This window comes from Deinococcus pimensis DSM 21231 (assembly GCF_000519345.1).
GTDB classification, from domain to species: domain Bacteria; phylum Deinococcota; class Deinococci; order Deinococcales; family Deinococcaceae; genus Deinococcus_A; species Deinococcus_A pimensis.
Genome location: NZ_KI912654.1, coordinates 4,947 through 14,552 on the forward strand (window position 1 = coordinate 4,947; position 9,606 = coordinate 14,552).

Annotated in this window: 11 protein-coding genes; 2 read left to right on the forward strand and 9 right to left on the reverse strand. The window is 71.9% G+C overall.

The features are described 5' to 3' along the window. On the reverse strand, nt 1–1,288 hold a 1,288-nt coding region (locus DEIPI_RS35615; protein ID WP_157463682.1), incomplete at its 3' end, for a GAF domain-containing protein. A gap of 126 nt (nt 1,289–1,414) precedes the next feature. On the opposite strand from DEIPI_RS35615, the gene DEIPI_RS0114785 reads away from it, so the two are divergent. After that, nucleotides 1,415–2,041, forward strand: coding sequence for a redoxin domain-containing protein (locus DEIPI_RS0114785; RefSeq protein WP_027482270.1), 627 nt, complete (start codon nt 1,415–1,417; stop codon nt 2,039–2,041). Nucleotides 2,042–2,239: 198 nt separating this feature from the next. Here the strand turns inward: DEIPI_RS0114785 and DEIPI_RS0114790 are convergent, their stop codons facing one another. The 7 genes from DEIPI_RS0114790 to DEIPI_RS0114820 form a co-directional block, all read right to left on the reverse strand. Then, nucleotides 2,240–3,079 carry a hypothetical protein gene (locus DEIPI_RS0114790; RefSeq protein WP_027482271.1) on the reverse strand — a complete coding sequence of 280 codons (840 nt, stop codon included), beginning with the start codon at nt 3,077–3,079 and terminating at the stop codon, nt 2,240–2,242. Nucleotides 3,080–3,170: 91 nt separating this feature from the next. Continuing rightward, entirely contained in the window at nt 3,171–4,700 is a 1,530-nt protein-coding gene (locus DEIPI_RS0114795) for an ABC transporter substrate-binding protein (protein WP_027482272.1), read from the reverse strand. A 43-nt stretch (nt 4,701–4,743) separates the two neighbouring features. After that, a complete protein-coding gene (locus DEIPI_RS0114800; protein ID WP_027482273.1) occupies nt 4,744–5,613 on the reverse strand; it encodes an ABC transporter permease in 870 nt (289 codons plus the stop codon). Continuing rightward, nucleotides 5,610–6,563, reverse strand: coding sequence for an ABC transporter permease (locus DEIPI_RS0114805; protein WP_027482274.1), 954 nt, complete (start codon nt 6,561–6,563; stop codon nt 5,610–5,612). The genes DEIPI_RS0114800 and DEIPI_RS0114805 overlap by 4 nt, the downstream gene beginning before the upstream one ends. Then, a complete protein-coding gene (locus tag DEIPI_RS31410) occupies nt 6,560–6,853 on the reverse strand; it encodes a cupin domain-containing protein (protein ID WP_045234409.1) in 294 nt (97 codons plus the stop codon). Before DEIPI_RS31410 ends, DEIPI_RS0114805 begins: the two co-directional genes overlap by 4 nt. 35 nt (nt 6,854–6,888) lie before the next feature. Beyond that, entirely contained in the window at nt 6,889–7,458 is a 570-nt protein-coding gene (locus DEIPI_RS0114815) for a helix-turn-helix domain-containing protein (protein WP_045234410.1), read from the reverse strand. Between the two features lie 53 nt (nt 7,459–7,511). Further along, entirely contained in the window at nt 7,512–8,156 is a 645-nt protein-coding gene (locus tag DEIPI_RS0114820) for a GNAT family N-acetyltransferase (RefSeq protein ID WP_027482276.1), read from the reverse strand. Between the two features lie 201 nt (nt 8,157–8,357). Here DEIPI_RS0114820 and DEIPI_RS31415 point away from each other — a divergent pair, with 201 nt between their 5' ends. After that, complete coding sequence (locus DEIPI_RS31415) at nt 8,358–8,639, forward strand: hypothetical protein (protein WP_045234411.1); 282 nt, start codon at nt 8,358–8,360, stop codon at nt 8,637–8,639. 65 nt (nt 8,640–8,704) lie between these two features. Here DEIPI_RS31415 and DEIPI_RS31420 read toward each other — a convergent pair. After that, nucleotides 8,705–9,606 (reverse strand): branched-chain amino acid ABC transporter substrate-binding protein (locus tag DEIPI_RS31420; RefSeq protein WP_045234412.1); only part of this gene is annotated, 902 nt, incomplete at its 5' end.

The window sequence follows — 9,606 nt, forward strand, 5'->3', positions numbered from 1 at the left end:
CCGCCCGCCGCCAGGCGTGGACGCTGCGGGCGCGGTCGTCGGGGTGGACGCGCTCCGACCAGCCCTGCCCGCGAAACTCCGCCGGGCCCTGCCCGGTGAGGCGCGTCCAGCCGGGCTGCTCGCCGTGCAGTTCCCCGGACGGGTCCGCCGTCCAGACGGTCTGGGTGGTGGCGTCGACGAGGGAGCGGTAGCGTTCCTCCGCGAGTCGCGTGCGGTGGTACTGGCGCGCGTTCTCCAGCGCGAGCGCCGCCTGCGCGGCGAGGTCCTCGGCGAGCGCGAGGTCGTCCGGGCCGTAGGTCCGCTCGGGCCGCGACGTGGCGAGGCCAAGCAAGCCCACGACGCGACCCTCCACCTTGAGCGGCACGTGAATCAGGGAGTGAAAGCCCATGCGCTCGATGCTGGCGCGCCGCTCGGGCTCCTCGATCGCCTCGATCGACGAGCGCGGCACGACGGGAAGCAGGAAGGGCTGCCCGGTCCGCATGACCCACGCGGTCGAGCCGGGCGTGTTCGGATCGGGATCGTACTGCGCGACGAAGGCGCGCAGCAGATCCACGAGCGCCGGGTCCTGATGGGCGACCGCGACGGGCATCGGCACGCCCCGCTCGTCCGGGAGGTACACGGCGCCCCAGTCCGCGACGTGCGTGATCGCGAGGGTCATGAGGTGATCGAGCGTCTCGCCGACGTCCAGGGAAGCCGCGAGCACCTTGCCCGTCTCCGCGAGGAGCGCGGCGCGTTCGCGGGCGCGACGCTCGGCGTCGTGCCTGCGGGCGCGCGCGAGCGCCCCGGAGGCGAGCTCCACGAGCGCCGTCACGGCCCCCCGCCGCTCGGGCCGGACGGCCGTTTCCTCACGGAAGGACAGCGTGAGCGCCGCGAGGACCTCCCCGTCCTCCACGAGGGGCACGGCGGCCACGGCGCGGGTGTCGGCGTGCAGGAGCCCGCGCATGTCGGGGTAGTCACGCTCCGCCTCCGCGCGCGTCGCGAACACCGCGCGCCGCTCGTCGATGGCGGTCGTGACGGGGTAGCGGCCTCCGGCGGGCTGCTGCCGCCACGAGAGCTGCGCGTCGTCCGCGTAGCCGGTCGCGCCGAACACGAGGAAGGTGTCCGCGTCCGCGCGCCGCACGATCGTGCCCGCGAAGGCGCCCGTGAGCGGCACGATCCGCTGGAGGACCACGCTCTTGACGTCCTCGGCGGTGAGGGCCCGGGCGAGCGCCGCGCAGACGTCGAGCACCGCGTCGCCCGAGAGGTGCTCGCTCAGGACGCGCGCCGATTCGTCGAAGGGGCTGGGCACGACCGGATTGTAGCCCGGAACGTCGGACCTGTCGGTACGTTTGGCCGAACCCTCAAGGCACCCCGACCTGCGTGGGCCGATCACCGGAACGCGCCCACGCGGTACGGTGGGGTGCAGGAGGACGAGATGCGCTCAGACATCGTTCCAGGCGGCCTGTTTCCCGACTACGAACTCCCCGACCACACCGGCGTCCCCCGCAGGCTCTCGTTCCTGCAGGGTGACGATCCGATGGTGCTGATGCTCGGACGCGGCGTGTACTGCCCGAAGGACCGCCAGCAGCTGCTGGCGCTCGCCGCGTTCCACCCGCAGCTGCAGGTGGGCTTCACGCAGCTCGTGACGATCACGACGGACAACCTGATCCTCTCGAACGACCTGCGGCTCGGCGTGGGTGCCAACTGGCCCTTCCTCCACGACACGGAGCGGGTCATCGCGAACGACCTCGGCATCCTGGAGTACACGGACCGTCACAACAACCCGATGATCCCGCACACCTTCGTGCTGGAGCCCGGCCTGCGCATCTACAGCGTGTACAACGGCTACTGGTACTGGGGGCGGCCCAGCACGGCCGACCTGCATCGGGACCTGCGGGAGGTGACGCGCCGCGTCCGTCCGGACTACGCGATCGACTCGCCCGAGATGCGCGAGCGCTTCGAGCGCGGCGACCGCGAGGGCTTCTACCCCTACGGGAAGACGATGCGGCAGGTGTTCGCCCGCATGGCGGGCGCCGTGGACCAGTACGAGAAGGAGTCGTGAACGGGCGAGGCCCCGAATTCCCTGCGCGGAGAGTTCGGGGCCTCGTGATGGTCGGTGCCGTTCCCGGAGTCGAGCGTCCGGCTCGGCGCGGGGCGGCGCTCGACGTTCTTCCCCGCGGGTCTGCGCCCGGAACGACGTCAGGGTAGCGGGAAGGCACTGACACGCTTCTTTCCGGGAACGTGAAGGCCGCGCCGGGCTTCATGAAGGCGTCTCCGGGCCGAGACGGTGCTCGCGTGTTCCACCGCCCTCCGGATGGGTGACGCTCACGACGGCGCCCCCGTGCAGGGGCACCAGCCGCCAGCGGGCCCGCCGCACCTGCAGCTCCGCCGCGTCCGCGCCGTCGGGAACCCCCGCGAGAAGGGTCATGGTCTTCCAGGCGGCGGCGCGCTGGAGCGCGCCGCGCGCGTCCCCCGGCGCGTGGTCGAGCAGTGCGTTGAGGACCTCCCCGGGCCGGACGAGGTTCTCCTCGTCACCGGATTCCTCCCGGGCGGGACGCGCCCCGGCGGCCGGGGTGTCGCCCAGGGCCTCCTCGCCGTCGAGCAGGGCGAGCGGCAGCGGTCCGAGCGGGTGCCCGCGCCGCGCGAGGACGCGCGCGAGGTTCACCGCGTCGAGGTGACGCCGCGCGTCCCAGCCGTACATCACGAAGGTGTGCAGCACGAGGCCCAGCACGGGAACGGCGAGGTCGTCGCCGCCGAGGAAGTCGTAGAGGTCGCGGAAGCGGTCGGGCTCGTGTGAGGAGACCAGCAGGTGGACCAGTCGCGTGGCGTGAGCGTCCCCGGCGGGAAGCGCGGCGAGGTGACCGATGAGGGCGACGTTCATGTCGACCTTCGGGGACACGGCCAGCAGGGCCGGAAGCGCGGCCGCGAGGCGCCGCCGCACCGCCGAGGACGAGTCGCCCCAGGTGTGCAGGACGTCGAGGATCTCCTCGGACGACCCGTTGCGGACGAACGAACGCAGCGCCTCCAGGGTCGTCCCCACGTCGGCGCCCGCCTCGGCGTCACGCGCGACGAGCTCCAGCCCCTCGGTGGTCCTGGTCATACCTTCACAGCGTACTCATCCTGTGGTGCGGGTCGGTGGGAAGTGCGGGAATTCGCCCGGCCCCGGGAGGGCCGGGCGAATCACGAGCACGTCAGCGCTGCAGGTAGGTGGTGCGCAGGCCGAGGTAGCTGGTGTTCGGGAAGTGCGCGTAGCCCTTCACGGTGTTCCGCATCGCCTCGTACTGCGTGCTGGTGTAGAGGAACGCCATCGGCGCGAGCTCCACGAGGCGCTTCTGCACCTGCGTGTAGATGTTCTTGCGTGCCGCGTTGGTGCTGGCGGTGCGGCCCTGCTCCAGCAGACGGTCGAGCGCGGCGTCCTTGAAGTTGAGCAGGTTGCTGCCCGAGTCCGACGCGAAGGGCGAGTACAGGAAGTCGTCCGGGTCGCCCTGACCGCTCTCCCCGAGGATCGTCGCGCTGTACTTCTTCGCGATGACGTCGGGCAGGTACACGCTCCACTCCTGCGCCACGATGTTCACCTTGATCCCCAGCGGCGCGAGTTGCGCCTGGATGATCTCGGCGGGCGTGCGCAGGAAGTCGTAGGTGCTCGTCACCTTCAGCTCCAGCGGGAAGCCGTTCGGGTACCCTGCCTGTGCCAGCAGCGTCTTCGCCCGCGCGAGGTCCGGCTTGCCGTACGTCGGGTCCGTGTAGCCGTAGTAGTTGCCCTTCGGGATCGGGCTGCCCGTCGACGCCAGCCCGCCGTCGCCGAGCAGCGCGACGTCCACGATCTCCTGCGTGTTGAGCGCCAGTGAGATCGCGCGGCGCACGCGCGCGTCGTCGAGCGGCTTGACGGCCGCGTTGAAGAACAGCGCGCGGTAGTTCGCGCTCGGTCCGCCCGACACGGTGACGTTGCGGTCGCCGCGCAGCGTCTTGATGTCCGTGGACGGCACGTACTCGATCCAGTCGACCGTCCCGGCGCGCAGCGCGGTGACGCGCGCCGTCGCGTCGGGCAGGTACGAGAAGGTGATCCCGTCGAGGTAGGGCAGCCGGTTGCCCTTGGCGTCGCGGCCCCAGAAGTTGGGGTTCTTCTTCAGGACCATGCGGGTCTGCGGGACGTACTCGACGAAGGTGAAGGGTCCGGTCCCGACGGGTTTCGTGGCGAGCGTGGCGACGGCCTCGCGGGGCACGATGACGTTGAGGCTGAACGCGAGCTTGGAGAGCAGCGGCGCGAAGGGTTTGCTGAGGGTGATCACGACGGTCTGCGCGTTGGGCGCGGTGACGCTCTTGACGACGTCGAAGTCGCCGCTTCGTGGGCTCTTCGTGGCGGGGTCCTTGATGCGATTGAGGCTGAAGACCACGTCCGAGGCGGCGAGGGCGCGGCCGTTGTGGAAGCGCACGCCGGGACGCAGGGTGAAGGTCCAGGTGAGGTTGTCCTTGCTGGTCGTCCAGCGGGTCGCGAGGGCGGGGACGATCTTGCCCTCGTCGTCGAAGGCGACGAGCGTGTCGTAGACGTTCTCGAGCTGGTTGCGGGTGCTGGTGGCCTGGGTGACGTGCGGGTCGAGGTTGACGGGGTCGGCCTGCATCCCGGCGCGCAGCACGCCGCCGGAAGTCTGGGCGAGCGCGGGCGTGAGGGCGGGCGCGAGGGCGAGCAGGGCGGTGACGGCGAGCGTGGCGCGGTGCTTCATGATGTTCCTCCTGTGACGGCGGGTGGCCGGGGACGCGGCGGGCTCAGGAACGCAGGCGGGGGTCGAGGGCGTCGCGCAGGCCGTCGCCGAGCAGGTTGAAGCCCAGCACGACCAGCATGATCGCGAGGCCCGGACCGACGCTCACCCAGGGGTTGGTTTCGAGGAAGGGACGCCCGTCGGCGATCATCTGGCCCCAGGCGGGGGCGGGCGGGGGCGTGCCGAGCCCGAGGAAGCTCAGCGCGGCCTCCGCGAGGATGGCGTAGGCGAGGCGCAGCGTGACCTCCACGATGATGGGCGCGCTCGCGTTGGGCAGCACGTGCCGCCACAGCAGGCGCGAATCGGACGCGCCGACGGCGGTGGAGGCCTCCACGTACATCTCGCGCCGGGCGCGCAGGACGCTGGCGCGCACGACCCGCACGAAGGGCGCGGTGTACGCCACGGCGATGGCGAGGGTGAGGTTCCAGAAGCCGCCCCCGAGGAACGCGAGGAGCGCGATGGCGAGCAGGATCGCCGGGAAGGCCAGCAGGATGTCGGTGAGCCGCATGACGAGCGTGTCCACCCACCTCAGGTGGAAGCCCGCGAGCGCGCCGAGCACGCCGCCCATGGCGAGGGCGAGCAGGATGCTGATCGCGGAGACGCTCAGCGAGATGCGCGCGCCGTACACCACGCGCGAGAAGAGGTCGCGGCCGTAGAGGTCCGTGCCGAGCAGGTGATCGAGGCTGGGGCCCTGCATGCGGTCCACGGGGTTGTACGCGACGGGGTCGTAGGGCGCGACGAGCGGCGCGAACACCGCCATCAGGACGCACAGGAGGACGAGGGCGAGCCCGACGAGCGCGCCGGGCGAGCGCAGCACGAGACGCACGGCCCGCCGGGCGGGCGACTGCGGCGCGCGGACGCGAGGGAGGGTGGTCACGCGTACACCACCCTCCGGTCGATGAGGCCGTACGCGACGTCCACGAGGACGTTCACGAGGACGTAGCTCACGGCGATCCACAGCACCGCGCCCTGCACGACCGGGTAGTCACGCAGGTTGATGCCTTCGAGGGCGTAGCGTCCGATGCCGGGCAGGCCGAAGATCTGCTCGACGATGACGGCGCCGCCGAGCAGGTTGCCGACCTGCAGGCCCACGACCGTCACGACGGGAATGAGGGCGTTGCGCATGGCGTGGCGGTACACGACCCGGCGCTCGGGCGTGCCCTTGGCGCGGGCGGTGCGGATGTAGTCGAGCCCGAGCACCTCGAGCATGCTGGAGCGCACGATGCGGGTGAGGGCGGCGGCGAGGCTGAGGCTCAGCGCGAGCGCGGGCAGCAGCATGGAGCGCACGTTGGGCCACAGGCCGTCCGAGAGGGGCACGTAGCCGTTGGGGGGCAGCACGCCGAGCTTGAGGCTGAAGAGCAGGATCAGCAGGATCGCGAGCCAGAACTCGGGCGCGGCGAGGCCCACGAGGACGAAGGCGCTGCTGGCGAGGTCGGCGGCGCGTCCACGGCGGAGCGCCGCGACGACGCCGAGCGGCACGCCGATCGCGAGGGCGATGAGGAGCGCGAGCAGCGCGAGTTCGAAGGTGACGGGGAAGCGCAGCATGAGGTCCCCGAAGACCTCGCGTCCGGTGCGCAGGGACGTGCCGAGGTCGCCGCGCACGAGGTCCGCGAACCACAACCCGAACTGCACGGGCAGCGGATCGTCGAGGCCGAAGAGGCGGCGCATCTCGGCCTGCTGGGCGGCGCTGACGTTGCCCTCCAGTCCGATGAGCTGCGTGACGACGTCGCCCGGCACGAGCCGGATGAGGGCGAAGACCAGCACGACCACCCCGAGCACCGCGAAGGCGCCCTGCACGAGGCGACGCGCGAGCCACGCGGCGCTCACGGGCGCGGCTCCAGCAGCACGTACGCGAGGGTGACGTCCTCGATCACCTCGGCCCAGTGGGCCTCCCCGGCGGGAATGAGGGTGACGTCGCCCGCGCCGAGCGTGCAGGTCTCCCCTCCTGAGCTCGCGACCATGCGACCCGAGAGGATGAAGCTGAGCTCGTCCTGCGCGTGGACGCTCTGTCCCTCGGCGGGCACGCGCGTTCCGGCGGGGAGGAAGAGGGTGCCGACCTCCGCGCCGACCCGTGTGAAGGCGAGGCGCTCTCCGTTGTGGGCTTGCCGTCGTTCCATGCCGGGCCTCCTGGGCAGTGCGGTCGCGTGAAGGTTCAGGTGAACAGGCGGGGCGTGCCGACCCACACGAGGACGGTGTCCTCCGCCCAGGGGTTGGCCCAGGCGTGCGGGACGGTGGAGGCGTGGTGGACGCTGTCGCCCGGGCCGAGGTCGCTGGTGTCGCCCGAGACGGTGACCCGCAGGCGTCCGGAGACGACGTAGAGGAACTCCTCGCCGAGGTGCGTGCTGGGCGCGCCGGCGTAGCCGGGGGGGATGCGGACGAGGAGCGGTTCGAGCTGCGCGTCGGGGCCGCCGGGGGCGAGGCGGTCGACGCGGTAGCCGAGTTCGTGCAGGCGGACCTCGTCGGTGTCGGTGGCGCGGCGGACGGTGGCGGCGTGGGCGCCGGCGGGCAGGAAGTAGTTGAGGTTGACGCCGAGGGCGTGCGCGATGGCGCCGAGCGCGGTGACGGTGGGGTTGGCCTGGTCGCGCTCGACCTGCGAGAGGTAGGGCACGCTGAGGCCGCTGCGTTCGCTGGTGACGGCGAGGGTGAGGCCGAGGTGACGCCTGCGGCCGCGGATGCGGCGGCCGAGGGTCATGACGCTCGCGGACGGGCCGGGACTGGACATGGGGCTCAGGCCCACCGTAGCAGAATTTTTCTGATATGCCAAACTTTTTCTGATCAACGCCCGCGCAGGTCGTGACCCATCGTGAGGCCCCAGGGGTGCTCGCGCAGCACCTTGAAGCCGTAGTGCCGGTAGAAGCCGATGGCGTTGGTGTTGCGCGCGCCCACGCCGAGGTGAACACCGGGGGAGCCCGCGTCACGCAGGGCCCGGAGCAGCGTGGTCATGAGCCGCCGTCCGTTTCCGCCGCCCTGGGCGCGCGGCAGCAGGTCGATGTGCAGGTGCGACGGGTAGGCCGCGACGACCTCGTCCTCCGCGCGGCCCGGGGAGTGCAGCAGCGCCACGAGCCGCTCGTCGGGCGTGCGCTCCTCGCGGGGTTTGCCGCGCAGCGCGTCCGTCATGGGGTAGCGGGCGCGCAGCGCGGGCCACCACTCACGCTCCAGCCGGGCCTCGAACTCGCGGGTGTCGAGCGCCCCGATGACGTATCCGGCCACACCCTCCGCGTCCTCCAGCACGAACGCGAACTCCGGCGCGAGCGCGGCGTAGGGCCCCGCGTAGATGTGCCCGAGCAGGTCCGGGTCCTGGTAGAGGGGCGTGGCGTCCTGCCCGGAGTCGCCGGTTTCCAGGCAGACGCGGTAGAGCGCGCGGCGGTCCTCCAGGAAGGCGTGGCGGATGGTGGGGAGCGTGACGGGAGCGTCGGCCATGCGCCCAGCGTACGCCCGACGCGCTTGACATCATCGCGCTCATATAATAAGATAGCAGTACAAGCAAGGACGCTTCGGCGCACCTGCCCACCACTTCCGGAGGTACGTCTCTTGATGCATCCTCATTTCGTCCGCGAAGTCCGGTCCAACGCCTGAACTCACCGAGGCCACGCCCAGCGCGTGGCCTCGCCCTTTGACGCCATGACCGACACCCCCGACCTCACCGAAGCCCAGGCGCGCGTCCTCGCCGCCCTCGAAGGCGGCGCCGACCTCGTCGCCCACCGCCGCGACGAGCGCGGGCCCTTCTACACCCTCGGGGGCCGCCGTCTGCCCGTCACGCTGCTCAAGTCGCTGGAGGACGCGCGCCTCCTGCAGCGCGACACGGCCAGGAGCCGCGCCTCCGGCTTCCGGCTCACCGAAACGGGCCGGGCGGCCCTGGGCGCGTGGCGCGACCTGCATCCCGAGGTGCCGTCGACTCCCTGACCACCACGACCTCACGCCGAGAGCGCCCGCCCCCACATGGGGGCGGGCGCTCTCGGCTCGGGCCCTCAGCGGCCCGAGCCGACCTCCAGCGTGCGCGCCACCGTCGGCGTGAGGTTCGCGCCGACCTTCATCACGTAGAGCTTCGCGCGGGCGCGGTCTCCCCTGGCGTCGAAGCGCACGTCGCCCGACAGCAGACCCTTCACGTTCGCCTTGCGGACCGCCGACTCCACCGCCGTGCGGGACGGAGCCTTCCCCCCCCTGCCCGCCGCCGCGAGCATCCCCTCGAGCGCGACGCGCGCCGCGTCGTAACTGAAGGCCGCGAAGCCGCCCGGCGCCCGTTTGAACGCCTTGCGGTAGGCCGCGTCGAACTTCGCGCCGTTCGGAAGCTGCGACACGGGCGGCGTCGTCGCGGTGTAGAGCGCGCCGACCGTGGCCTTCCCGCCGATGGTGCGCAGCTCCGCGCTGTCCCAGCCGTCGCCGCCCATCACGGTCGCGCCGACGCCCGCCGCGCGCAGCTGCTTGATGAACACGCCCGCCTGGTCGTACACGCTGCCGAAGTACACGACGTCCGGCGCGTACGCCTGGATCTTCGTGATGATGGAGCTGAAGTCGTTGCGCTCCTCGGTGCCCTCGCTGCCGACGACGGTGACGCCGCGCGACTTGAGGGTCCGCTCCACCTCGGAGGCGAGGCCCTCGCCGTAGGCGGTCTTGTCGTTGAGGACGTACACCTTCCTCGCCTTGAGGGTGTCGGCGATGTAGCGTCCCGCCGCCGGGCCCTGCGCGTCGTCACGCGTCACGACGCGGTTGACGTTCTTCAGGCCACGGTCCGTGAAGGCGTTCGCGGTGGCGCTCGACGAGACGATCGGGACGTGCAGGGGCGCGAGCGCCGCCGAGACGGGAATCGCGACGCCCGAATTGAGCGGCCCGACGAGCGCGAGGACCGCCCGGTCGGCGGCGGCGCGGCGCG